Source organism: Streptococcus sp. 339 (genome assembly GCF_013277285.1).
Taxonomy (GTDB): domain Bacteria; phylum Bacillota; class Bacilli; order Lactobacillales; family Streptococcaceae; genus Streptococcus; species Streptococcus pseudopneumoniae.
This window is the reverse complement of record NZ_VMMR01000027.1, coordinates 18,408-44,765: the sequence shown is the minus strand read 5'-3', so window position 1 is coordinate 44,765 and position 26,358 is coordinate 18,408. Positions and strand designations below refer to the sequence as shown.

At 40.1% G+C, this 26,358-nt stretch carries 23 protein-coding genes and 1 pseudogene; 2 read left to right on the top strand and 22 right to left on the bottom strand.

Features of this window, described 5'->3' with window-relative positions; all coding sequences use genetic code 11:
• Positions 1-536: 536 nt before the first annotated feature.
• Together HT736_RS03505 and HT736_RS03500 are read right to left on the bottom strand one after the other, a co-directional pair.
• Positions 537-2,172 (bottom strand): annotated as a pseudogene (locus HT736_RS03505) (hypothetical protein).
• The gene (locus HT736_RS03500; RefSeq protein WP_119948164.1) at positions 2,153-2,902 is read right to left on the bottom strand and encodes an ABC transporter ATP-binding protein; all 750 of its coding nucleotides are present in this window, start codon (positions 2,900-2,902) and stop codon (positions 2,153-2,155) included. The pseudogene HT736_RS03505 and the gene HT736_RS03500 overlap by 20 nt, the downstream one beginning before the upstream one ends.
• A 180-nt stretch (positions 2,903-3,082) precedes the next feature.
• On the opposite strand from HT736_RS03500, the gene HT736_RS03495 reads away from it, so the two are divergent.
• Positions 3,083-4,537, top strand: coding sequence for an alpha-amylase (locus HT736_RS03495; protein ID WP_055356677.1), 1,455 nt, complete (start codon positions 3,083-3,085; stop codon positions 4,535-4,537).
• Positions 4,538-4,699: 162 nt separating this feature from the next.
• Here the strand turns inward: HT736_RS03495 and HT736_RS11650 are convergent, their stop codons facing one another.
• From HT736_RS11650 to HT736_RS03435, 12 genes are all read right to left on the bottom strand, one after another.
• Entirely contained in the window at positions 4,700-5,971 is a 1,272-nt protein-coding gene (locus HT736_RS11650) for an HNH endonuclease (RefSeq protein WP_055356678.1), read from the bottom strand.
• Between the two features lie 70 nt (positions 5,972-6,041).
• Entirely contained in the window at positions 6,042-8,660 is a 2,619-nt protein-coding gene (gene alaS, locus HT736_RS03485; RefSeq protein WP_138700323.1) for an alanine--tRNA ligase, read from the bottom strand.
• A 21-nt stretch (positions 8,661-8,681) separates the two neighbouring features.
• On the bottom strand, positions 8,682-9,167 hold the full coding sequence (locus tag HT736_RS03480) for an LURP-one-related/scramblase family protein (RefSeq protein ID WP_138700324.1): 486 nt from the start codon (positions 9,165-9,167) through the stop codon (positions 8,682-8,684).
• Between the two features lie 513 nt (positions 9,168-9,680).
• Positions 9,681-10,214: a DUF5626 family protein gene (locus HT736_RS03475; RefSeq protein ID WP_023939050.1), complete on the bottom strand. Its 534-nt coding sequence runs from the start codon at positions 10,212-10,214 to the stop codon at positions 9,681-9,683.
• 152 nt (positions 10,215-10,366) lie between these two features.
• Positions 10,367-11,437 carry an ABC transporter substrate-binding protein gene (locus HT736_RS03470; RefSeq protein WP_138707307.1) on the bottom strand — a complete coding sequence of 357 codons (1,071 nt, stop codon included), beginning with the start codon at positions 11,435-11,437 and terminating at the stop codon, positions 10,367-10,369.
• A complete protein-coding gene (locus HT736_RS03465; RefSeq protein ID WP_000712740.1) occupies positions 11,434-12,207 on the bottom strand; it encodes an ABC transporter permease subunit in 774 nt (257 codons plus the stop codon). The genes HT736_RS03470 and HT736_RS03465 overlap by 4 nt, the downstream gene beginning before the upstream one ends.
• Positions 12,204-13,010, bottom strand: a complete 807-nt coding sequence (locus HT736_RS03460) for an ABC transporter permease (RefSeq protein ID WP_138700326.1) — start codon at positions 13,008-13,010, stop codon at positions 12,204-12,206. Before HT736_RS03460 ends, HT736_RS03465 begins: the two co-directional genes overlap by 4 nt.
• Positions 12,991-14,148 (bottom strand): ABC transporter ATP-binding protein, encoded by a 1,158-nt coding sequence (locus HT736_RS03455; protein ID WP_000742900.1) that lies wholly within the window; start codon positions 14,146-14,148, stop codon positions 12,991-12,993. Before HT736_RS03455 ends, HT736_RS03460 begins: the two co-directional genes overlap by 20 nt.
• Before the next feature lie 159 nt (positions 14,149-14,307).
• Positions 14,308-15,213, bottom strand: coding sequence for a UDP-N-acetylmuramate dehydrogenase (gene murB / locus HT736_RS03450; protein ID WP_172930756.1), 906 nt, complete (start codon positions 15,211-15,213; stop codon positions 14,308-14,310).
• Between the two features lie 115 nt (positions 15,214-15,328).
• The gene (locus HT736_RS03445) at positions 15,329-16,081 is read right to left on the bottom strand and encodes a YhfC family glutamic-type intramembrane protease (RefSeq protein WP_119919707.1); all 753 of its coding nucleotides are present in this window, start codon (positions 16,079-16,081) and stop codon (positions 15,329-15,331) included.
• Between the two features lie 9 nt (positions 16,082-16,090).
• Complete coding sequence (gene budA, locus HT736_RS03440; RefSeq protein WP_023936077.1) at positions 16,091-16,822, bottom strand: acetolactate decarboxylase; 732 nt, start codon at positions 16,820-16,822, stop codon at positions 16,091-16,093.
• Positions 16,823-17,304: 482 nt separating this feature from the next.
• Positions 17,305-17,679 carry a hypothetical protein gene (locus tag HT736_RS03435; RefSeq protein WP_000342870.1) on the bottom strand — a complete coding sequence of 125 codons (375 nt, stop codon included), beginning with the start codon at positions 17,677-17,679 and terminating at the stop codon, positions 17,305-17,307.
• 563 nt (positions 17,680-18,242) lie between these two features.
• Here HT736_RS03435 and HT736_RS03430 point away from each other — a divergent pair.
• Positions 18,243-19,514: a PLP-dependent aminotransferase family protein gene (locus HT736_RS03430; RefSeq protein WP_000744852.1), complete on the top strand. Its 1,272-nt coding sequence runs from the start codon at positions 18,243-18,245 to the stop codon at positions 19,512-19,514.
• 19 nt (positions 19,515-19,533) lie between these two features.
• Here HT736_RS03430 and HT736_RS03425 read toward each other — a convergent pair whose 3' ends face one another.
• The 8 genes from HT736_RS03425 to pstS all read right to left on the bottom strand — a co-directional run bounded on the left by HT736_RS03425 (position 19,534) and on the right by pstS (position 25,946).
• Positions 19,534-20,349 (bottom strand): ABC transporter substrate-binding protein, encoded by an 816-nt coding sequence (locus HT736_RS03425; RefSeq protein WP_172923263.1) that lies wholly within the window; start codon positions 20,347-20,349, stop codon positions 19,534-19,536.
• Positions 20,350-20,468: 119 nt separating this feature from the next.
• A complete protein-coding gene (locus HT736_RS03420) occupies positions 20,469-20,942 on the bottom strand; it encodes an NUDIX domain-containing protein (protein ID WP_249337221.1) in 474 nt (157 codons plus the stop codon).
• 84 nt (positions 20,943-21,026) lie between these two features.
• Positions 21,027-21,680 carry a phosphate signaling complex protein PhoU gene (gene phoU, locus HT736_RS03415; RefSeq protein ID WP_000946465.1) on the bottom strand — a complete coding sequence of 218 codons (654 nt, stop codon included), beginning with the start codon at positions 21,678-21,680 and terminating at the stop codon, positions 21,027-21,029.
• Positions 21,681-21,691: 11 nt separating this feature from the next.
• Positions 21,692-22,450, bottom strand: a complete 759-nt coding sequence (gene pstB / locus HT736_RS03410; protein WP_000128635.1) for a phosphate ABC transporter ATP-binding protein PstB — start codon at positions 22,448-22,450, stop codon at positions 21,692-21,694.
• 12 nt (positions 22,451-22,462) lie between these two features.
• On the bottom strand, positions 22,463-23,266 hold the full coding sequence (pstB, locus tag HT736_RS03405; protein ID WP_000109215.1) for a phosphate ABC transporter ATP-binding protein PstB: 804 nt from the start codon (positions 23,264-23,266) through the stop codon (positions 22,463-22,465).
• Positions 23,267-23,276: 10 nt separating this feature from the next.
• Positions 23,277-24,161, bottom strand: coding sequence for a phosphate ABC transporter permease PstA (gene pstA, locus HT736_RS03400; protein ID WP_001201787.1), 885 nt, complete (start codon positions 24,159-24,161; stop codon positions 23,277-23,279).
• Positions 24,151-25,068: a phosphate ABC transporter permease subunit PstC gene (gene pstC, locus HT736_RS03395; protein WP_001070908.1), complete on the bottom strand. Its 918-nt coding sequence runs from the start codon at positions 25,066-25,068 to the stop codon at positions 24,151-24,153. Before pstC ends, pstA begins: the two co-directional genes overlap by 11 nt.
• Positions 25,068-25,946: a phosphate ABC transporter substrate-binding protein PstS gene (pstS, locus tag HT736_RS03390; protein WP_000746334.1), complete on the bottom strand. Its 879-nt coding sequence runs from the start codon at positions 25,944-25,946 to the stop codon at positions 25,068-25,070. The genes pstC and pstS overlap by 1 nt, the downstream gene beginning before the upstream one ends.
• Positions 25,947-26,358 lie beyond the last annotated feature (412 nt).

Here is a 26,358-nt window from a genome sequence, read left to right as displayed (position 1 = left end):
GTCAGTAACCATATCTACGGCAAGGCAAAGCTGACGTGGTTTGAAGAGATTTTCGAAGAGTATTAACTTTGAGATTGTAGGTAGAGAGGTTGTACCTGCAATATATGTCTGTCAAATTTAGTGACGAAGATAGTAGAAGAAATATTAGGATATAGATCAGCTTCAGCAGGTATCTGGAAAATTTGATTTTATAGAAAAGCCTTTTGTTACAAACTAAATATACTATCAATAAATAATATTATAGAAGCAACAATAATTAAAATTTCACCTATCTGCATCATTCTATTTCTAACTTTAAATATATGTTCTATCAAAAATACTTGGATCACACACATTATAGGAATGAAAGTTTTTGAAATTGAAAAATATCCAAATAAATAAACTATAAACAATAATAATAGAACTATATTATATTTCTTATTCAAAACATTCCTCCCTATATTTTTGATTACCAATCGTAATCATTTACAACTATATTCTAACAAACTATAAAAGCGTTTGTCGAATTGAATTTATCAAGCAATCGACCAACTAGCTCATCTTTTTTCTATTTCTGCCAATATGCGTGACAGGTAGTAATGATAGCCAAAAATAGCAAGAGCAAGCAAGAGGATAAGAACTCCTACTCCCAAGCTGATGGCAAGGACAGGGGCGAGAGACCGAACCAAGAACAAACTTGCTATGACTAAAATCATTAAGATAACACTATAAATTAAGAGTAAAACTATTGCTACTATACGATTTGAACGGTTCACCAAGTCCGTAATGCTACTCCAATTGGTTGACAGATTTTTCACGTCCTTAAGGTAATGGTGGCAAGAAAGGATGACACTGGCAAGGATCCATGCCACAAGAAGGTAAATCATCGAAAGGATGGGCAAGCCTAGATATAGAGAAAGGCCAAGTAAAGTCAGAACTGGTAAAAAGGACTGGACAGCAAATATAATCCAAAATTTCACTTTCACATAACGAGCAAAGTCAAAGGGTAAACTCTTAAGAAAATCAACATTTTCTCTCTCCAAGGACAAGGCAATTGAATGCAGGCTGGTGATATTGTTATTGACAACTGCTATAAACACTCCTACAAAAAACAAGGGTAACCAGTATGGAGGATGAATGTCTGGAACTATCTGAGAATCTCGGATTTTGGAAATCAGACCGATCATCATGAGATAAGGAAGGAAAGCACTTGTAAAAAGCACTGTAATCACGCCAGTCCCCTGTCCCAAGAGGGTGAGGTGGTAGCGTAAAACCATACGGAAAAATCCCTTTTTAGTAGTTGAAATTCTCTCCTTACTGCGACGTTCTTTCTTGACCTTCTCCTCACTGTTAAGCAGAATCACGTCATAAAAACGAGGAAAAACCTTCTTTTTGCTCAAGTAAAGCAAGAAGAGAGTTAGTCCTATCCAAGCGAGCAGACCCAGGATGGCTTCTGTCGAAAAAGGCTCCACTGCTATTTTGTAAAAGAGATGAATAGGATAAAGGAGAAATGGAATGTCTCTAACTTTGTCAACAATACGTCCAGAAGTCGACTGTAGAAAGAAGACATATATTAAAGGTATGAGAACTCCTATCCCAATCATCACATTCGAAAAAATAGACTGATACTTTCTGAAGACCCTAGTCTGAGCCAAGAAATGTACTGCCACTACCATCACTAAAGTAACAGAGACAAATAATAAGGCCAAGGACAGTAGCATCAAAGGCAAGCCCAGCCAAAGAGAAGGTGCTAGCCTAATATAGAGGACTAGAAAATAAGCTAGGATTGGTACAATTCCAGTTAGAGCTGGCAAGAGAACAGACAGTCCTTTAGCAATTATAATCTCTGATTCTTTAAAGGCATAGGGTCTATACGATACCAAATCCTTACTCTCATAAAAGACATTATAAAAGGCCGTTAAAGAAGTTGAAAAGGCAACCACTAGTAAAATAGTAACCATGAAACCAAAATAAACAGGCATTTCTTCAAAAGGAAAATGAATGGCTATATTACTTAAAAAAAAAGAGCATCAAGAGGCTAGAAAAAATGTAAGAACTTAGAACTCTAGCGGAAACATTTACTTTTTTCCCAGGATTCTTAGCCTGCTTCTTTCGTAGGTTAGCCAGATTAGCTTCTTGAGATGAATAAAGGATATTGATATCAACTAATTTTTTAATGACCTTGAAACGCATCTGAAACCTCCTCTTTTCTACCAGCAAGGCTAAGATAGATACTTTCTAAAGACTGGTCTGGATGGTCTTTTCTCAAGTCCTCTACGCTACCACAATAAATCAAATGTCCCTTTTTCAAAATGGCAATCCGATCACAAACTTGCTCAGCTACCTCTAGGACATGGGTTGAAAACAAGACTGTCTTGCCTTTTTGTGCATGTTCCTTCATCATTTGCTTCAAATCAAAGGCAGCCTGGGGATCCAAACCTGTCAAGGGTTCGTCCAAGACCCAAATATCGGGATCAGACAAGAGTGCCCCAATGACAAAGACTTTTTGACGCATTCCGTGAGAAAGGGTTTCAATAACCTGATAACGATTTTCAGCAAAATCAAAAACACTCAATAGCCTAGCTAGACTAGCCTCCAAGTCAGAGCTAGTCAGATCATAGGATGAGGCGATCAATTCCCAAAATTCATTGGCCGTTAAACGTAAAAATAAGTCAGGCGAGTCTGCTACGTAGCCAATTTTTCGTTTGATAGCTAAACGATTTTCCGATAAATCCTGACCATCTACCAGAATACGACCACTGCTGGGTGAAATGATACTGACTAGGGATTTTATGGTAGTCGATTTTCCAGCACCGTTATGGCCAATCAAACCCATAATCTCCCCATTTTCAATCTGCAAATTGAGATTGTTCAAAGCCTCTTTATCACCATACAACTTACTAACATTTTGAAATTCAATCATGGGATGACTCCTATCTTTATCTATATTACATACTATTATACTAGCACTTTGATACAAAAAAATCAACACTTTATTTTAAGTAGATACAATAGTTTCCTTCTATTTCTTACGCAAACGTTTGCGCTGAGAGATACTTTATGATAGAATAAAGAACAAGATTGACAAGTAAGAGGAAACATCATGCAAAATCAAACACTCATGCAATACTTTGAATGGTATCTGCCCCATGACGGTCAGCACTGGATGCGTCTAGCTGAAGATGCTCCACACCTAGCTGATCTCGGTATCAGCCATGTCTGGATGCCACCAGCCTTCAAGGCTACCAATGAAAAAGATGTAGGTTATGGGGTCTATGACTTATTTGACTTAGGAGAGTTCAACCAAAAAGGGACTGTCCGCACCAAGTATGGTTTTAAAGAAGACTATCTTCAAACCATTCAAGCCCTAAAAGCACAGGGAATCCAGCCTATGGCTGATGTGGTACTCAACCACAAGGCTGCGGCCGATCACATGGAAGCCTTTCAGGTCATCGAAGTGGACCCTGTAGACCGTACAGTCGAACTCGGAGAACCCTTCACCATCAATGGCTGGACTAGTTTTACCTTCGATGGTCGCCAAAATACCTACAATGACTTCCACTGGCACTGGTACCACTTCACAGGTACAGACTATGATGCCAAACGTCGTAAGTCTGGGATTTATCTCATCCAAGGGGATAATAAGGGCTGGGCCAACGAGGAATTGGTCGATAATGAAAACGGTAACTACGACTACCTCATGTATGCTGATCTAGACTTTAAGCATCCTGAAGTCATCCAAAATATCTATGACTGGGCTGATTGGTTCATGGAAACGACTGGTGTAGCTGGTTTCCGCTTGGATGCCGTTAAACACATTGACTCTTTCTTTATGAGCAATTTCATCCGTGATATGAAGGAAAAATACGGTGAGGATTTCTATGTTTTTGGTGAATTTTGGAACCCAGACAAGGAAGCCAACCTAGACTATCTTGAAAAAACGGAAGAACGATTCGATCTTGTCGATGTTCGTCTCCACCAGAATCTCTTTGATGCTAGTCGAGCAGGTTCCAACTACGATCTTCGTAGCATTTTCACAGATAGCTTGGTTGAACTCAAACCTGACAAGGCTGTGACTTTTGTCGACAACCACGATACACAACGAGGTCAGGCTCTTGAGTCTACCGTTGAAGAATGGTTCAAACCAGCAGCCTATGCCCTCATTCTGTTACGCCAAAATGGCCTTCCATGTGTCTTTTACGGCGACTACTATGGGATTTCAGGGCAATATGCTCAACAAGATTTCAAAGAAGTCCTTGACCGTCTCCTAGCCATCCGAAAAGATTTGGCCTATGGAGAGCAAACAGACTACTTTGATGACGCAAACTGTATCGGTTGGGTACGTTCAGGTGCTGAACATCAATCCCCAATCGCAGTCCTTATCTCAAATAACCAAGAAAGCAGCAAGTCAATGTTTGTCGGCCAAGAATGGGCTAACCAAACTTTCATAGACTTACTTGGAAACCACCAAAGTCATGTTACAATCGATGAGGAAGGTTATGGACAATTCCCAGTCTCAGCTAGATCCGTAAGTGTCTGGGCAGCCAATACAATCTAATAACTCATAATAATCCAGCCAGGTCCAATCGGATTTGGCTTTTTTGCATTCACAAAAAGACCTACCCAAATGGATAGATCTTTAAACAACCTATATTTTTGTTAAAAATTATATCACTAATTGACACGTTCTGTTCTCAAACATTATAATTTTCATCTAAATCTATAAAATTTTATCTGATTTTGTTCTATTACATTTCCAACATAATGTTTGTAAATTACTTTCCGTAGACATTCCACCCTTTGAAACTGGAATAATATGATCCACTTCTAGCAATAATAAATCTTGTTGAGCAGTAGATGCTCCGCAATATTGGCAAGTATAACAGTCCCTTTCTTTGACATACTCACGTAATTTTTTAGTCATTAATGCACGTTGAGCTTTAGCACTTTTCTTATACTTAACTTGCTCATCCATATAAGTAATTAATAATTCAATTATTTCCTCATTTAGTGTAATTGAAGTAACTTGACTAGAATTACCACCTGCACTAACATATTGAAAAGTATAGGTAGGAAAATTAAAATTAATTTGGGGAACTTCAATGTTGATATAATATAAAAATTCTTCTTTATAATACTTTAAAATAAACTGTGGAGGATTTAAACTATTTAAAATTCTTGCCAATCTATTATCAAGATTCTCTTTAGCATTAAGAAATCGTGATACTTGTTCACCAATTTCTTGAATACGCTGTAGATTTTCTTCGTTAGGCTTAAAATCAAAATACTTACATAAATACTTAAAAGGTTCTAACTCTGCATTTCTAACAACTTGTAGTGAAGCATTATAAACATATTTAGATTGATAATCAATAACGTTCCTATCACGTTGAATATTATACAAACTTGTATTTTGTCCTTTAGCTACATGAGCATACTTATATTTATCAAAACTTGTAGATTGTAAGCTTACCTCATCAAACTTCTCAACATATTTAGCTATTTCATTATATTCTGTAACAAAAGAATCGATTTGTATTTTATTCCGAATAAATTCATCACTTAAAAAGTAATGTTTTTTCATATTATATCGAACAAGCCTATAAATTAAATAAATCCAACCAATCCAAGGAATAAAGAACGCAACAATAAACTTGAGAATTTCATTATTTTTTCTTTTGAATTTATTTAATTTAATTTTATTTCGCTCTTCTTCTATTACACTTATTGGTATTTCAATCGATGAGGTCGATGAGTATATTTCATCTATCGGTTTATTTATTGTATCTCTGTTACTATTAACAGCTATAGCTTTTTTACTATCTTTAATATACAACCAATAGAAAAGGAAAGTAAATACGGAACTAAAAATAATTTGAGATATAAATTGTTGGAAGCCTAGCTGGTCAATAATTTTTTTGGAATCAAATACAAATCCAATTGTTCCCATACCAAAAAATATACTTAAAGCAACATAAATTTTTCTTTTCATAAGAATACTCTCTTAACAATATCTTTTCAACTCTTAATTTTTAAAATTATCAAAGAATTAATAATCGAGTTTACAATTTACCTGCTACTGCATCCAACAATTCTTGGATCTTAGCTTGATTGCTTCCTCCTGCCATGGCCATGTCTGGTTTACCACCACCACGTCCATCGACGATTGGTGCTAATTCTTTGACAAGGTTTCCTGCATGAAGGTCTTTTGTCTTGCTTGCTACAAGGACATTGACTTTATCACCGATAGCAGCAACTAGGACAAGCAAGTCAGAGTAGTCTTTTTGTTTCCAGTTATCCGCAAAAGTACGAAGGGCACCAGCATCTGATACAGACACTTGGCTAGCAATGTAACGGTGACCATTGACTTCCTTAACATCCTTGAAGATATCGCCTGCGGCTGCAGCTGCGGCTTTTTCTTTCAACTCAGCATTTTCTTTTTGCAATTGACGAAGTTGTTCTTGAAGTCCTTCTACCTTGTGAGGGACTTCTTTAAGTTGAGGTGCTTTAAGAGTTGCTGCGACAGCTTTAAGAGCATCTTCTTGTTCACGGTAGGCTTCAAAGGCTTCCTTACCAGTCACTGCCAAGATACGGCGAGTTCCTGAACCGATTCCTTCTTCTTTGACAATTTTGAAGAGACCAATCTCAGAAGTGTTGCCAACATGAGTACCACCACAAAGTTCAATAGAGTAGTCACCGATAGTCACGACACGAACTTCCTTGCCGTATTTCTCACCAAAGAGGGCCATAGCTCCCATTTCTTTAGCAGTGTCAACATCCGTTTCAACTGTCTTCACTTCAAGTGCTTCCCAAATTTTCTCGTTAACTTGCTGTTCAATCGCACGCAATTCTTCAGCAGTCACTGCTTGGAAGTGGGTAAAGTCAAAGCGAAGGAATTCCACTTCATTAAGTGACCCTGCTTGTGTCGCATGGTTTCCAAGGATATTGTGAAGGGCAGCGTGAAGCAAGTGAGTAGCAGTGTGGTTTTTCATAACACGGTGACGACGATTTGTATCAATTGCTAAAGTATATTCTTGGTTCAAGGCAAGCGGTGCAAGGACTTCAACAGTGTGAAGAGCTTGTCCGTTTGGTGCTTTTTGAACATTGGTCACAGTAGCCACAACCTTACCTGACTCATCCAAGATTTGTCCGTGGTCAGCTACCTGTCCACCCATTTCAGCATAAAATGACGTTTCCGCAAAGATAAGAGAGGCAGTTCCTTCTGAAACAGCTTCTACTTCTGCATTGTCCGCCACGATAGCTACCAATTTAGAAGACAATTGGCTAGCATTGTAGTTGAAGACACTTTCTACAGTGATGTTTTGAAGAGTTTCATTTTGCATACCCATTGAGCCACCCTTGACAGCTGACGCACGCGCGCGTTCTTGCTGTTCTTTCATGGCTGCTTCAAAACCTTCACGGTCTACAGTCATACCAGCTTCTTCAGCGATTTCTTCAGTCAATTCAACTGGGAACCCATAAGTATCATAGAGTTTGAAGACATCTGAACCAGCGATAACAGATTGACCTTTTTCTTTCAAGTCTGCTACAATGCCTTGGGCAAAGTGTTGACCTGAGTGAAGGGTACGGGCAAATGATTCTTCTTCGCTCTTAACGATTTTCTCAATAAAGTCACGTTTCTCAAGCACTTCTGGGTAGTAGCTTTCCATGATTTTTCCAACAGTTGGAACGAGTTTGTAAAGGAAAGGCTCGTTGATACCCAATTTTTGACCATGCATAGAAGCACGACGAAGAAGACGACGAAGGACATAACCACGACCTTCATTTCCTGGAAGGGCACCATCACCGATGGCAAATGAAAGTGAACGGATGTGGTCAGCGATGACCTTGAAGCTCATGTTGTCGCCATCTTGGTCATAAACCTTACCAGACAATTTCTCGACTTCACGAATGATTGGCATGAAGAGGTCTGTTTCAAAGTTTGTCTTAGCCCCTTGGATAACCGCCACCAAACGCTCCAAACCAGCGCCCGTATCAATGTTCTTGTGTGGCAATTCCTTGTACTCGCTACGAGGAACAGCAGGGTCTGCGTTAAATTGTGACAAAACGATGTTCCAGATTTCGATGTAACGGTCGTTTTCAATATCTTCTGCAAGTAAACGAAGACCGATATTTTCTGGGTCAAAGGCTTCTCCACGGTCAAAGAAAATCTCTGTATCAGGTCCAGAAGGTCCCGCACCGATTTCCCAGAAGTTGTCCTCGATCGGAATCAAGTGACTTGGGTCCACTCCCACTTCAATCCAGCGGTTGTAAGAATCTTTATCATCTGGATAGTAAGTCATGTAAAGTTTTTCAGCAGGGAAATCAAACCATTCAGGGCTTGTCAAAAGCTCATAAGCCCAAGTGATAGCTTCGTCACGGAAGTAATCTCCAATAGAGAAGTTCCCCAACATTTCAAACATGGTATGGTGACGTGCAGTCTTCCCTACGTTCTCGATGTCGTTGGTACGGATAGCCTTTTGAGCATTGGTAATACGTGGATTTTCAGGAATAATGGTCCCGTCAAAGTATTTCTTAAGGGTTGCTACCCCAGAGTTGATCCACAAAAGAGTTGGGTCATTTACAGGAACCAAGCTCACTGATGGTTCTACTGAGTGACCTTTGGTCGCCCAGAAGTCAAGCCACATTTGGCGTACTTGTGCACTAGATAGTTGTTTCATATCGTCTCCTTATTTACTTGTTTAATGTGATTGGCTTTCTAGCATTTCCACATAGTCAATCGCGACACAGAGGGAAATGACTAGATCTGCATAAGCGTCTTCAAGAACCGTTACGGTATAGGTAGAGGTCAAATGGAAGAGTTCCTTCTTAATTTCCGCAATCAGCTGATCGCGATCATCCAGCAATTTGAAATCCAAATCCCAGATATTACCCTCGATACGAAGACCTAAATTATCAAACTCATACTTATCTCGCCAAAAGGTCAACTTCTTACGAATGACAAAACTCGAGCCATCCCGAAGCTGAATCTCAAAACGAGGAAGCAAGGTCAAGATTTCTTTACTGATCTGACTGACCTGTTCACCATTATCATCATAGATGGTAAAAGTTTTGGGAATCTTAAAGAATGATCCCTCTACCTGATAGGCGATTTCTCCCCTGTCGTCCTTGATAGCGAAGCGTTCGCCTCCAAGACGAAACTTTTGTTTGACAAGAAATGTTTTCATCAACACCTCCAAAAAATCAAAAGACAAGCTCATATCACGAAGGGCGAAAAACCGCGGTACCACCTTCATTCAATGAACTTGTCATTCTCTTGTTCTTATGCAATTGTATGATTGAGTAGCATGACTTCCTAGCTTAGATGGCTCGCAGCACCGCCATTTCTCTGGACTAAGACAAGAGAAAATCAATTCTCAACTTTCTTATTATACCGTTTTTTTAAGCTTGCGTCAACTGGAAATGATCTCCATTTAATCAGACCTATTCCCTACATCTCAGATTACTTTTTCAGAATATACTTTTTCTTACTGCCATTTTTCTTTTTATCCCAACTTTTATCCCAAGTTTTCGAATGTTTCATAATAAAAGACACCAAATTATTTAGTTTTGGTGTCTTTTATCTGCTCTCTAAATATTTTAAAGTTATTTATTTCTTAATATTTTTTACTATTAAAAAAATGATGATTAGAAAGAGAGTTATAGTAAGAGCGACTGTCATCAAACCAAACATTCCCATTTTACTTCACCAGTGTAACTAGATAGTCTGCGTCGAGCTCTGCTCGAAGAGCTCCGTCCCAACTTGGGCCGTTAATCCAAGGAACACTGAGTTGAAATGTGAAATATGCTGTTGCTCTCCTATTACTTTCATGCACTAAATTTGCGGAGTTTGTGCCTACTAGATGGAAATACCATAAATCATATGCGCTGGTAATGTTACGAGTATCTATTGTGATATAGAAGCCACAGTTAAATATCCCGCGTCTGTAACTTATATGATAAGTTCCGTTACTAGCTTTTTCACTACCAACTTGTGCCCATCTAAAACTGGTTCGAGGTCTGTCAGCAACCTTTGTAACGGTAATTACATTTTCTTCCCCAGAATTATCTGTAAATACTTGTGTAGCAGAATCCCCAACTTTCATTACTAAAGATGTTCTTGTTTCATAACTACCGTTATTGTCAATATTTTCATCTGCCTTTGTAGTTGAAAATGTTGTTAAAAACAATAAACTAGCAACTGCTGTTAAGAAAATCATAAAATTCTTTTTCATGATTTATTCCTCCTATCTTTTTTAAAAGCATAGAATATTTAGAGAGTTTCTTGTGTTTGTGTTTACGCTTACATTATACCATAAAATATTGTTATTGCAAAGAAAAAGAGTTAAAAAAACGAACCAGCGTGACTGATCCGTTTTCATATATCCTACTTCCGATACATTTTAAATTGTAGGAAGAGGTCGCTATATTTTCCTGTCCATTTATGGTCAAATTTCTCATAAACTTCTAGGTGTTTCATAGTTTCAGCATCTGGATAGAAGGCTTTATCTTCTTTTTTCTCCTCTGGGAGTAATTCCTTAGCTGGTAGGTTTGGAGTTGAATAACCGACATACTCCGCATTTTTGAGAGCATTTTCGGGTTTCAACATAAAGTTGATAAAGGCATAGGCTGCATCTTGGTTTTTGACTGTTTTTGGAATGACCATATTGTCAAACCAAAGGTTACTGGCCTCAGTCGGTACTACATAGCGTAGATTTTCATTTTTTTCTAACATTTGGCTGGCTTCACCAGAGAAGGTCACACCGATAGCAGCGTTATTTTGAATCATGTAGCCCTTCATCTCGTCGGCCACAATAGCCTTGATATTTGGAGTCAGTTTATAGAGCTTATCTACTGTCTCTTCCAATTGCTGTGGATCCTTGGAGTTAAGGCTGTAGCCAAGGGAGTTGAGCCCCAGTCCCAGTACCTCACGCGCCCCATCAAAGAGCATGATAGAGTTTTTATACTCTGGTTTCCAAAGGTCGTCCCAATGTTCAGGCGCTTCATCTACCATAGTTTCATTGTAGACAATTCCCAAGGTTCCCCAGAAGTAAGGGATGGAGAATTTATTGCCTGGGTCAAAGGACTGGTTGAGGAACTCTGGTCCAATATTTTCAAGACCTTCAAGTTTTGAATAGTCAAGCGGTACCAAGAGGTCTTCGTCCTTCATCTTGTTAATCATGTATTCACTAGGGATGGCAATATCGTAAGTCGTTCCACCCTGCTTAATCTTGGTATACATGGCTTCGTTGGAGTCAAAGGTCTCGTACTGGACTTGGATGCCTGTTTCTTCTGTGAATTGCTCCAAGAGTTCTGGATCGATATAGTCCCCCCAGTTGTAGATAACCAGTTTTTGACTATCTCGGCTATTGATTTTACTATCGAGATGAGTCGCAATTCCCCACAAGACAAGGATAATGGCTACAATTCCTGCTAAAAATGAATAGAGTTTTTTCATGCTTGCTCCTCCTTCTCACGTGAGATAAAGTAATATCCAACAACTAGGATAATACTAAAGAGAAAGACAAGGGCAGACAGGGCATTGATTTCTAGCGAAATCCCCTTGCGAGCACGAGAGTAAATCTCGACGGACAGGGTTGAAAAGCCATTTCCCGTTACAAAGAAGGTCACAGCAAAGTCATCTAGCGAATAGGTGAAGGCCATGAAGTAACCTGCAATGATAGACGGAGTCAGATAAGGAAGCATGATTTCCTTGAACATCTGAAATTGACTAGCTCCCAAGTCATAGGCTGCATGAATCATGTCGCCGTTCATTTCCTTGAGTCGAGGCAAGACCATCAAGACCACGATAGGAATAGAGAAGGCCACATGACTAGAAAGAACGGTCAAAAAGCCAAGTGAAAATTTGAGTTGAGTAAAGAGAATCAAGAAGCTGGCACCAATCATAACATCAGGCGCAACCATGAGGATATTATTGAGTGATAGAAAGGCTTCTTGGTATTTCTTACGAGACTGGTAGATATAAATAGCTCCAAAAGTCCCGATAATGGTCGCAATCAAGGCTGACAGGAAGGCCAAGAAAAAGGTCTGAGTTACAATCAACATAAGACGACCATCGCCAAACATGGTTTTAAAATGGCTCAAGCTAAAGCCTGTAAAGCTATTCATGTCATTGCCTGCATTAAAGGCATAGCCAATCAGGTAAAAAATCGGCAGGTAGAGGACAAGAAAGACCAGTCCTAGATATAGATTGGCAAATTTTTTCATCGTTCTCTCCTTTCCTTAGTTACCCACATGGTGATGAACATGGTCAGGATGAGAATCACACCGATGGTAGAACCCATACCGTAGTTGTCATTGGTCAGAAAGTTTTGCTCAATGGCTGTTCCCAGCGTGATAACGCGGTTCCCACCAATCAAACGGGTCAGCATGAAGAGACTCAAACTTGGGATAAAGACCGATTGGACCCCACTTCTCACTCCGTTCATAGATAGAGGGAAGATGACATGACGGAAGGTTTCCCACTTGGTCGCACCAAGGTCGTAGCTGGCATTGATGAGATTGTTATCCATATCGTCCAAGACATTGAAAATCGGCAAAATCATAAAGGGAAGCTCGATGTAGCTTGCGACAAAGATAAAGGAGAAATCGGTAAAAAGCAACTGTTGTGAGCCGATTCCGATAAATTCCAAGAATTGGTTAATAGAGCCATTCTGACCAAAAATTCCGATAAAGGCATAGGCTTTAAGGAGCAAATTGATCCAAGTTGGTAGGATAATCAGCATGAGCCAGAGTTGACGGTGCTTGAGACGGGTCAAAAAGAGGGCTGTCGGATAGCTGATGAGCAGGGTTACAAAGGTCACAATTCCTGCATAGAGTACAGAGTTAAAGCTCATTTTTAGGTAGGTCAAGTTTTGTGACGCAAAGTAAGATTTATAGTTTTCTAAACTAAACTGGCCTTCAATGTTGAAAAAGGATTGTCCGAAAATCAAGACCAAGGGTGTCAGGACAAAGAGGGCGATCCAGAGCATGTAGGGAACTACAAAGAGTTTAGAGCTTGTTTTCTTCATCTCTTTCCTCCTCGATTGCATTGATCAGACCTGCTTCTTGCTCTTCGATTTCCACGTATTCTTCGATACGAGCATCGAACTCTTCTTCAGTTTCGTTGAGACGCATGATATGGATGTCTTCTGGCTCAAAGTCCAGACCGATTTCCTCTCCAACGATGGCCTTACGAGTTGAGTGGATCATCCATTCATTTCCAAGTTCGTCATAGGCGATAATTTCATAGTGCACCCCACGGAAGAGCTGGGTATCCACCTTAACTTGGAGCTTGCCTTCTTCAGGCAGGGTAATGCGCAAGTCCTCTGGACGAATGACAACCTCGACAGGCTCATTTGGCTTCATCCCCCCATCGACTGCTTCAAAGCGTTTGCCGTTAAACTCAACCAAGTAGTCCTCAATCATGGTACCTGGCAAGATATTTGACTCCCCGATAAAGGTGGCAACAAAGTGGTTGATTGGCTCATCGTAGATGTCCACAGGAGTTCCAGACTGAACAATCTCGCCATCATTCATAACGAAAATCCAGTCACTCATGGCCAGGGCTTCTTCCTGATCGTGAGTGACAAAGACAAAGGTAATGCCCAATCGTTGTTGCAGTTCACGCAGTTCGTACTGCATGTCTGTTCGTAATTTTAAGTCCAGCGCTGACAAAGGCTCATCCAACAAAACCACACGGGGTTGGTTGATAATGGCACGGGCAATAGCCACACGCTGACGTTGTCCTCCTGAGAGTTTACGAATGGATCGTTTTTCATACCCTTCCAACTGAACCATCTTGAGAACTTCCGCTACGCGTTGCTCGATTTCTTTCTTGTCGATCTTACGCAAGCGGAGCGGAAAAGCAACATTTTCAAACACATTCATATGTGGAAATAAGGCATAGGATTGGAAGACGGTATGGACGTCACGCTTGTTGGTTGGAATGTCATTGATTCGGACACCGTCCAATAAAATATCTCCTGTTGTCGCATCCAGTAAACCTGCAATGATGTTAAGGATAGTTGATTTCCCTGAACCAGATGCGCCTAAAAGAGTGTAGAATTTCCCTTCTTCCAACTCAAAGTTGATATCTTTGAGAACCTTGGTGTTGCTGTCTTCAAAAACTTTAGAGACGTTTTTGAATTCAATAATTGGTTTTTTCAATTGTCATTTATTCCTTCTTTTTCATAGATTAACAGATCAGGGCTCTGTCAGGTCCCCACTACCTCTTGCAGGGAGTAAAACCACCTGCATACATCTTCGCTACCGATAGGCTTTCACCCCCTTTCCATGACATAGCAGCAGCTTTTCAAATACAGCTTCCTACTTGCTTTCACCCAAGATCCGGACTTCTCTTTCAAGCGTAATACCTGAGTGTTCCTTGACTTTTTCGATAACCGATTGGATCAAGTCCTCGTAGTCTTTGGCCGTTCCATCAGCAACATTGATCATAAATCCTGCGTGCTTTTCAGACACTTCAACACCACCGATACGATAGCCTTTCAAGCCAGCTTCTGAAATTAACTGACCTGCAAAATGCCCGACTGGACGCTTAAAGACCGAACCACAGGATGGGTATTCCAAAGGTTGCTTGAGTTCACGTAAGTGCGTCAAGCGGTCCATTTCCTGCTTGATAACCTGATGGGTTCCTGGGGCTAGGGCAAATTTAGCTGACAAGACAACTGCACCAGACTCCTGAATAGCTGAATGGCGGTAACCAAAAGCCAAGTCCTTGGCAGACAGGGTCTCGATTTCCCCATCCTTAGTCAAGACCTTACAAGACTGCAAGATGTGGGCAATCTCGCCACCATAGGCACCCGCATTCATAAAGACAGCACCGCCAACGCTTCCTGGAATGCCACAAGCAAACTCAAAGCCAGTCAAACTATGACGAAGCGCAATGCGAGTTGTTTCAATCAAGTTAGCCCCTGCTTCTGCTTCAATAGTATAGCCATCAACAGAAACATTATTGAGCTTGTCACACAAGATGACAAATCCACGAATTCCACCATCACGAACGATGATATTGCTAGCATTGCCAAGAACCATCCAAGGGATATTTTCTTGATTAGCAAATTTGACAACGCGAGCCAACTCAAAACGATTTCGTGGAAAGACCAGATAATCGGCCTCTCCACCTACTTTTGTATAACTATAGCTATGCAAGGGTTCCTTAAAACGGATATCAATCCCTTCTAAGATTTCAAGCATTTTTTCTCTTACAGACATGTCACTCTTCCTTTTACAAAATTCATTCCATTATACCATTTTTAGAGACATTTGACGACCATAAAAAGACCTTGTCTGGATTTTGCATAAGAAAAAGAGGTTTCCCCCTTTTTTCTTATGATTTTTTACAAAAGATTGCCTTGGTCCCATAGGCAACCAGAACAAGTTCAAGTGCTAGGACAACTTCAACCAAGACTGGATTTGTCAACCAGCCAACTTGGACTAGAGATGGTGCTAGGTCAAAGAAGGCATGTAGGCCATAGGCTGCTAGGAGATAAATCCATTTCTTCTGGCGAACAGCTTGGTAAACCCAAACAGTCAAGAGTAATTGGAAACCTAGCGCCAAGATTCTCTCAAAACCAAGCAAATAAATCTGCCAGACCGAAAGTGACTGAATGGTTTTCAACATATTTTCAGACAGTAATTGCATGACCTGTGGATCCTGAGTTTGAACTGCCGAAAGCACGAAGTAGAGATTGAGTAAACTAGTAAGACCTAGGAAAATCAACTCCAAACCACCATGCCCTAACCCATAGGCCAAGGCGTCTGCCTTTTCCAAACTTCTCTTTTTCTCCAACCATTTGAAGAAAATAAGACGAGCCGTTTCCTCAAAAAATGCTGCCATGGCTAGGCCATAGATGATATAGACAAGCGGATGATCTTGCAAGAGAGCAATACTACCGTCTTTTTGAGGATGTAAAACTAAGATATGCACCAGTTTTTCCAAAATCTGCGAAGAAACAAAGAAAGCGACTGCACCCAATCCCAAGGCAGCTAGATTAGTCTGGTATTTCTTTTTGGCATACCAAACGCTCCCTAGCAAGAAAGCCAGCAACAGCACCATGGTAATGATAATATGAATGATCATTTTCTTCTCCTATTCTGCCTTTTCAATATCTTTTTTCATCTCGTCAACATTGAACTTAGCAAACAAGTATTGACGGTCTTGGACTGGGAAACGTTGGTCCAACTGGTCAATAGCTCCCACCTCGATAATGCCTTCCTTGATAACAAAGTCCATAACATGCCCACCGAAGGTCAAATCATCTGAGATAAAATGTAGATGATATCCTGCCAAACTGACCCCATTGAAAATCTCTGGCGTCCAGAAACCAACGATGGTTCCTGCCACATTGTCACGACTATATTCAGGTTGATGGGTTGCGACATCAGCAAACTTGGTATCTGGTGCCGACTTAGGAATCATGCGCACATGCATATGTGAAAATTCCCCACGAATCTTGATAGAGCGGAAAAGATTTTCCCCGTCATAATAAGACTCAATCCGTTCTTCCAATTCCTTGTCTGTCATCTCAAAGCGCTGGCGGAAAATGACCTCTGCCTGATGTGGTACTACTGCTGCGTAAGGAATAAGGGCATCTGGTGATACTTCTACAATTTCCGGTTGCTCTCCTGAGCCTTTGGCTTGATAAGCCTTGCCATCCAAGACAATCAATTCCCCATCAATGGAATCCAAGGTTCCCAAACCAAGGTCTCCATGCTCTAGCAATTCTCCTACTGTCATGGTGCCACCATAAAGGCCAGCCATCAAGGCTCCAAGGGTATTGTATTGAAATAATTTCACTGGTTCCTGCACGTTCTTATCCATTCTCTTTCTTGTTTGTTATTCTATAAATGTTACTCCTAAGTATACCACATTTAGCTTTATATGTGAACGAGAGAAACACCTTAGACATTGCCAAGAAAGAAAAAAAGGGTACAATGTAACAAAATCAAGGGAGGTCTGGAATGAAGAAACAAAGCAAGTACCAAGAGGTCGTAGCTTATCTGAAAAATGCATCGAGTCTGGACGCTTTCCGACGGGTAGCCTGAGATTTTGACAGAAACAAAACTTGAACTGGCACAACAACCCCTAAGGAACACACTTCCCTAGGGGCCTTTTTTTATTTAACTAAATCATTATTTATTTTTTGTTCCTAGCAAACATAAATATTGTATTAATAATTGCAAAAATAAATGCAAACAAAAGGATTTTCCAAAGGATAAATTTTTGTAACACTAAATATGCATATACAAATCCAATCAAAAAGCTAATAATCCCATCTTTTATTAAAAAGTTTTTATCACGCATTATTCCAGACCACACTGAACTGCCCAAATAGCCAACTGACCAGCAATGATATAAATATTTGTTTTAAGTCCATTAGCTTTAACAAATCTTAGTACCACTTTAGCTAATTCTAACCAAGCCTTTTTCTGCGCATACTTAACAATTAGCGAAACATTGGTCATAGCAAAAAATTCTTCTCGTATTTTTCTCGCTATACATCCTCCCATCTCATCCCAAGGGACTCTGTCATAGAGATTATTAATATTAGTTTCTAATTTATTTTCCGCAAGAGCAATATCTTTTTGAGAAAAGTTTTTATAAACATATTCAGTAAAATTTTTTTCATTAACTCCATTTCTAAACATTTGATCAAGAACATTAGCTACATCATCCATTTATTTTTGTTCTTGGGTACTAATTTCAGAAACTTCCGTAGTAGTTACATCATCAGCAAATACTCTAACAGAAACTATAGAAGGAGACATAATAGAAAATAGTGATAATACAACAAGAGCTGAAGTTACAGTTTTTTTTAAATTTCATAAAAAACACTCCTTCAAGTCACAAATATATATTACTGATAAAATAACTTGATTTTCTGATTTAAAACTCCTTTCTAACAAGTCATTCGTATACTTTTATTTTCCAATTCTATTATACCACAACTAGAAAACGGTTTCAAGCTTTTTCCTAAAAATATGTGCAAGTAATACGGGGAAATTAGCATGAAAACTTTTTAAAACAAACCAACCCCAGATAAAAATACATATTTTGTTTTAAAGAGAAAAAGGTTCCGAAAAACTGTCACATCTGCATTTGGTTGCTCTTTGATTTCAAAAAAGTATTAAAGATGGGAATATACCACATTTGCTCTTAGATGTGAACGAGAGAAACACCCTAGACATTGCCAAGAAGGAAAAAAAAGGGTACAATGTAACAAAATCAAGGGAGGTCTGGAATGAAGAAACAAAGCAAGTACCAAGAGGTCGTTTCCTATCTGAAAAATGGTATCGAGTCTGGACGCTTTCCGACGGGAAGTCGCCTGCCTTCTATCCGTCAACTAAGCCTTGACTTTCACTGTAGCAAGGACACCGTTCAGCGCGCCCTGCTGGAATTACGGCACGAACAATACCTCTATGCCAAGCCCCAGAGTGGCTACTATGTCCTAGAACAAGGGCAACACCAAGACCTCGAAATCGAGGTTACGGATGAACACGCCAGCGCCTATGACGATTTCCGACTCTGTGTCAATGAAACTTTGATTGGCCGGGAAAACTACCTCTTCAACTACTATGAAAATCAAGAAGGTTTAGAAGACTTAAGACAATCCATTCACCAACTCCTCTTTGACCAAGCCCTCTACTGCAAGGCTGACCAACTGGTACTGACTTCTGGAACCCAACAAGCCTTGTTTATCCTTTCTCAAATTTCCTTCCCTAGCCAAGCCAAGGAAATCTTGGTGGAACAACCGACCTACCATCGAATGAATCGCCTCTTGATTGCTCAGGGTCTGGACTATCAAACGATTGAACGAGGCATTGATGGGATTGACTTGAAGGAACTGGAAGGCCACTTCAAAACAGGAAAAATTAAGTTTTTCTATACCATTCCTCGATTTCACTATCCTCTAGGCCATTCCTATTCTGAGCAGGACAAACGAGCTATTCTTGACTTAGCAGCCAAGTATGATGTCTATATCGTAGAGGACGATTATCTGGGTGATTTGGACTCCAAGAAGGGCCAAACCTTCCACTATCTTGATACAGAGGAGCGTGTCATTTATATCAAGTCCTTCTCGACCAGCCTCTTTCCAGCCCTTCGTATTACAGCACTCATTCTTCCAAATGCTATCAAAGAAGCATTTGTGGCCTACAAAAATATCCTAGACTACGACAGCAACCTCATCATGCAAAAGGCCTTATCACTCTATATCGATAGTCAATTGTTTGAGAAAAATCGTCTGACTCGCTTGAATAATCAAGAAACTTACCAAAAACAAATCAAGGAAAGACTAGCTTACAGCCCCTGTCCTCTTCCTCATTTTCCTCTTCACGATGGTTTATTGCTAGACCTGAGACAGTATCCTAAAATCGCCAATCTCAAACACAGTCAACTAGGCTTGGACTTCTTTGAAGAGGCCTATTTAAGCACCTGTCCTTATCAATTTGCCAAGGTGTCCCTAGACAATCTGGAAAAGGTTTTAAACTATTTAAAAGCAGAATTGGAATGACATCCAACTCTGCTTTTTCTTATTCTTCAACTTCAGTTAGACTTGCTGCTTTTTCAAGATAGCTTTGGTAAGTTCCTTCATCCTTGAGTTTTTGGATGACCTTGTCTACCACTTCTCTCAAATCATCACTATTTTTTCTAAGAGCAACGGCATTGGCGTCGCCGTCCTTCATCTTCAAGCTGACAATTGCGACAGCTAAGTCAGCGTTTTTAGCAGCATAACTAAGTGCAACAGGCTCATCCATATGAACAGCATCTACTTTTCCAACCTGCAATTCATTGACTGCTTCACCCATATTAGTTAGGGAAGTTAATTGAGCTTTTGGCAATTGTTCCTTGACCATTGATTCTGGAACAGTCCCTTTTTGAGCCGCAATATTAGCACTTTCAAGGCTAGTTAAATCCTTGTATTTTTCTACATCAGCCTTACGAACCAAGAAACTAATCTTGTTTTCATAGTAAGGGATTGAAAAATCAAAGACTTCTTTTCTCTCGTCAGTAGCGCTAATTCCCGCAACTGCCAGGTCAGCCTTACCTGTTTGAAGACTGGTCAAAACATTGTCAAAACTCATGCTTGAGATTTCCAACTTAACCCCAAGTTCATCAGCGATAGCCTGAGCCATGTCGATGTCTGCACCGACTACCTGATTTTTCCCGTCAACTAAAGACTGAAATTCAAAAGGTGCATAGTCAGGACTTGTCGCCACAACCAATTTCCCCTTTTGCTTAATCGCCTCAACAGCTGACTGAGAACCATTCGAACCTGACTGGCAAGCTACTAAGAAGAAACTTGCAAGAAAACTACATAAAACAAATATCCATTTTTTTGATTTCATAAATAAACAACCCCTCTGTTAATTTTGTATAATTATAACGATATCTAAGTTACTTGTCAAGTGTTTTCTTGCATTTTCATAAAATATATTTACTAAAAAATAGAAATACAGTGGTTAGTTTATCTATCTATTGGGAACTTATTTTCAAAAAAATCATTTATCATATCTTGATGCTGCTGGTTTACAATTGCAATATTTTGTATGTCACTATGATCAAAAAATCCTAATTCTAAAGTTTCATCACTTGTAAAAAAATTTGTAGAGATAGAAGTTTCAGATGAAACTAAATACAAGATTGTAAGAACTTGAGCCTCATCACCATTCGGATAACTGTCTGAATATTTTGTATAAACATTTAAGAGTTTTTCCACCCTCACTTCGACTCCTGTTTCTTCATAAAACTCTCGTACTAAAGCTTCTAAAGCCGATTCTCCTAATTCAAGAGCACCACCTGGTAATCCCCACGTTCCTTTATCTGCTCGTTTTTGTAATAAAATTTTTCCTAATTGACTTAATATTCCACAGGTAAAATTTAAAATAATCTTATCTTTTCCAACTTTTTTCTGATATTCTGTATGTAGTTCATTATTCACCTCTGACAAAGCAAACTATCTATACAATGAAAGCTTACTGTATTAAAAAGTAAGCTTTCACAATAATTTTATCCTTTGAATACTTTATAATTCGACAATCTTACCTGTTTCAAAGTAAACAACCCATTCACAGATATTTTTAGCATAGTCACCGATACGCTCCAAGTAGGAAATAACTTGGAAATAATCACGACCCGTAACAATGGCTTCTGGATTTTTCTTAATCTCTTCAGTCGCAAGGTCACGGATAGTTTCAAAATAGTGGTTAATTTGCTCATCCATGGAGGCTACCCGGTATGCGTCGTCAACAGAACCATTAAGATAAAGATCAAGTGCTGCTTCAACAACGCTTTTAACTTCACGTCCCATTTTTTGAATTTCTTCCTCTACAGCTGGGATGCGTTCTTCCCCCTTCATACGGATGGTTGCCTGGGCAATGGCTACAGCGTGATCCCCCATACGCTCCACATCTGATACAGCCTTAAGGACAGTCAAGACTGTACGCAAATCTTGAGAGACTGGTTGTTGGAGTGCAATCATTTCAAATGATTTCTTTTCCAGTTTCACTTCGTATTCATTTACTTCTGCGTCATCTTCGATGACCTCTTTTGCCAGGTCACGGTCATGCGTGACAAAGGCACGCACCGTACGATTGATTTGTGAGAGCACTTCTTGTCCCATAGCGTAGAACTGGTTATGTAATTTCTCTAAATCTTCTTCAAATTGAGATCGTAACATCTTTCATCTCCTTATCCAAATTTTCCTGTAATATAGTCTTCCGTTTCCTTGTGTTGGGGATCAAGGAACATCTGCTTGGTATCATTAAATTCAATCAAATCTCCATCTAGGAAAAATCCTGTCTTATCAGAGATACGTGAAGCTTGTTGCATGGAACGGGTTACCAGAAGCATGGTGTACTTGTCTTTTAGACCATACAAGGTTTCCTCAATTTTACCAGCTGAAATCGGATCCAAAGCCGAAGTTGGCTCATCCAAGAGGATGATTTTAGGACTGGTTGCCAAGACACGGGCCACGCAGACACGCTGCTGTTGACCACCTGACAATCCAATAGCTGAATCATGTAGACGATCCTTGACCTCATCCCAGATAGAGGCACCTTGCAAGGCTTTTTCTACGGCTTCATCCAGAACCAGCTTATCCTTAATTCCATTGATACGAAGCCCGTAGACAACATTCTCATAGATAGTCATAGGGAAAGGATTAGGTTGTTGGAAAACCATTCCGATTTCCTTACGTAATTCAACCGTATCTGTACGCGGACTGTAGATGTTGTGACCATTGTACACCACGGATCCAGTTGTTGTCACCTCTGGATTGAGATCTCCCATGCGGTTGAGAGACTTGAGGAGGGTTGACTTCCCTGATCCAGATGGACCAATCAAGGCTGTAATTTCCTTAGGTTGGAAAGATAGGGAAACACTATTCAAAGCCTTCTTTTTATTATAATAAACGGACAGGTCTGATACCTGTAAAATCGCATCTGTCATACGGTTTCCTTTCTAACCAAAGTGACCAGATACATAGTCATTGGTGGACTGTAGCTTGGCATTTTGGAAAATAGTTGCAGTTTTGTCATACTCAATCAAATCACCCAAGTAAAAGAAGCCTGTATAGTCACTTGCACGAGCAGCCTGCTGCATATTATGCGTTACAATGATGATGGTAAAGTCTTTCTTGAGCTCAAACATGGTCTCTTCTAGTTGCATGGTCGCAATCGGATCCAAGGCTGAGGCTGGCTCATCCATTAAGAGGATATCTGGCTTAACAGAGATGGCACGAGCAATACAGAGACGTTGTTGCTGACCACCTGATAAGGTCAAGGCTGACTTGTGGAGATCGTCTTTAACCTGATCCCAGAGGGCAGCCTGACGAAGGGAGGTTTCTACGATTTCATCTAGGACTTGCTTATCCTTAACTCCAGCACGTTCATGCGCAAAGGTAATATTACGGTAAATTGACTTAGCAAATGGATTAGGGCGTTGAAAAACCATTCCAATGTGTTTACGCATTTCATAAACGTTGATTTCTGGACGGTTGACATCAATTCCACGATAGAGAATCTGCCCAGTTACTTTAGCAATATCAATAGTATCATTCATGCGATTGAGACTGCGTAAGTAGGTAGATTTCCCCGATCCCGACGGACCAATCAAAGCTGTAATTTTATTTCTTTCAAATTGCATATCAATCCCCTTAATGGATTCATTTTTACCATAGTAAACATGGACATCCTTAGTAGAAAGGGCTACTTTTTCTTCAGGAAAGGTAAGGATATGCTTCTCATCCCAGTTATATGTTGACATGGCTTCTCCTTTAGACAGCGGTTAATTTCTTGTGTAGATAGTTTCCGAACTTACGAGCTCCAAAGTTAAAAATCAGGATAAAGATTAGGAGCACAGCGGCAGAACCTGCTGATACAATAGTTCCATCTGGAATAGTGCCTTCACTATTGACTTTCCAGATATGGACAGCCAAGGTTTCTGCTTGACGGAAGATAGAGATGGGGCTAGTCACACTGAGGATATTCCAGTTAGACCAGTCAAGAGCTGGCGCCGATTGCCCTGCTGTATAAATCAGAGCTGCAGCTTCGCCAAAGATACGACCAGATGCCAAGACGACACCCGTTACAATACCTGGAAGCGCTTCTGGAATAACAACATGAACCACTGTCTCCCAACGAGAAATCCCAAGAGCCAGACCAGCCTCACGTTGGGTATGGTGAACATGTTTCAAACTATCCTCTACATTACGCGTCATCTGAGGCAAGTTAAAGACTGTCAAGGCCAAGGCACCTGAAATGATTGAAAATCCATACTCAAACTGGACTACAAAGATCAAGTAACCAAAGAGACCCACCACCACTGATGGTAAAGAGGACAAAATTTCAATACAAGTCCGCACAAAGTTGGTAACAGGACCTTTTTTAGCATATTCAGCCAAGTAAATCCCAGCTCCCATAGAAAGAGGTACAGAAATAATCAAGGTAATGACCAATAGGAAAAAGGAATTGTAAAGCTGAATGCCAATCCCACCACCTGCTTGAAAAGCAGAAGACCTTCCAGTCAAGAAAGACCAAGAGATATGGGGCAAGCCCCGAACCAAGATATAGAGAATCAAGGAAGCCAAGATTGTCACAATGATGCTAGCAATCGTATAGAGGACAGCTGTTGCAAGTTTATCTAATTTCTTAGCGCGCATAATTTTTCTTTCCTCTTTCTTTCGTAATCAATTTAATCACACTGTTAAAAACTAAACTCATCAAGAGCAGTACCAAGGCCAGTGACCAGAGAACATTATTATTTACAGTTCCCATGACAGTGTTCCCAATTCCCATAGTTAATATAGAAGTTAAAGTTGCAGCTGGTGTGGTCAAGGAAGTTGGGATAACAGCTGAGTTTCCGACAACCATCTGGATAGCTAAAGCCTCACCAAAGGCACGCGCCATCCCAAAGACCACTGCAGTGAAAATACCAGAACGGGCCGCCTTCAAGATTACACGCCAGATAGTCTGCCAGCGAGTGGCTCCCATAGCGAAACTAGCCTCACGATAATAACGAGGAACCGCACGCAAGCTATCCGTTGTCATAAAGGTTACGGTCGGCAAAATCATGACAAAGAGGACGGAAATCCCTGACAAAATCCCAAAACCAGTCCCACCAAAGACACTGCGAACAAAGGGAACGACGACTTGCAAGCCAATAAATCCATACACTACTGAAGGAATCCCAACCAGGAGTTCAATAGCTGGTTGCAAAATCTTCGCCCCTTTTGGTGATACTTCGGTCATAAAAACTGCTGCACCAATAGCAAAGGGGGTTGCGATAAGGGCTGAGAGAATGGTAACGATAAAGGAACCCAAAATCATAGGAAGGGCACCAAATTCTTTACTAGAAGGATTCCAAGTTCCTCCCAAAAGAAAGTCAAAGATATTCACACCATTGACAAAGAAGGTCGACAAGCCTTTTTGCGCTACGAAAACCAAAATCATGGCCACAAGGATGACTATCAAAGAAAGACAGGCAAAGGTCAAACCTTTTCCTAATTTCTCCAGACGAGAATTCTTTGATGGAAGCAACATTTTCTTAGCTAATTCTTCTTGATTCATTATTGTCTCCCTTCCAACACTGTCACAGTTCCGGCAGCATCTTTTTCAACCTTCATTTCCTTAATCGGAATATACTTCAATCCTTTGACAATCCCTTCTTGGGTCTCATCCGAGAGAACAAAATTGAGAAATTCTGCAGCTAACTCATTGGGCTGCCCCAATGTATACATATGCTCATAAGACCACAAGGGCCAATTATTGCTACTTATATTTTCTGGACTTAAGTCATAACCATTCAACTTCATGCTTTTGACCGAATCATCTATATAGGTAAGAGATAAATAAGAGATAGCTCCTGGACTTTTTGATACGATTGATTTTACCGCTCCATTTGAATCCTGCTCCTGACTTTGCATGGCAGACTGACCTTCCATAATGACAGTATCAAAGGTAGCACGAGAGCCAGAGCCGGCTGCCCGATTGATAACAGAGATGGGTAAGTCCTTACCACCAACCTCTTTCCAATTGGTTACCTCACCTATGAAGATTTGACGAAGTTGCTCTGTCGTTAGGTTATCAACATCAACCTCCTTATTGGCAATCAGAGCCAAGCCAGCTACCGCGACCTTGTGGTCAACAAGAGCAGAAGCATCAATTCCGTCTTTTTCCTCAGCAAATACATCTGAGTTTCCTATATCAACTGCCCCAGACTGAACCTGGGACAAGCCTGTACCAGAACCTCCCCCTTGGACATTGACCGTTTTTCCAACATGGATCGTGCCAAATTCATCTGCCGCTACTTCAACCAAGGGTTGCAAGGCAGTTGAGCCAACAGCCGTTATGGATTCTCCACGATCAATCCAGCTAGCACAGCCTACTAAACAAGCCGTCAGCCAAAAAGCGATAAGAGACAGAGCAAGCTTTTTTCTTTTTTTCACTGTTTTTCTCCTCGAAAATAATTATGAATACTGTGAATTTTTTAAGTAGTTCTTTATGAGTTGACGCATGAATTCTTACCAAATTTCTGCGCAATTGATTATTTATATAATATAGGCTATATTACTCTTTTCTAACCTCCTTTTTTCATATGTGGATAAAATCTCTTGTCTATCCCTTCCCCCATTGTCACCCATTATAGTCATTTCGTGTCTCTTTTTCCCCTTTTTAATGCAAGGAAAAGGTTACTCTCCTTAGATGATAATCCAAAAGCTAGAAAGGTATCTCAAACCTCTCTACTCTCCCAGACTAGTTTACAACTAAAAGGAAAAGATTCTATTTTATGGGAAATCTAGTTTACAAGCGGTAAGAACGCTAATAACTAAACTTCTTGTACTCTTTGAAAATCTCTTC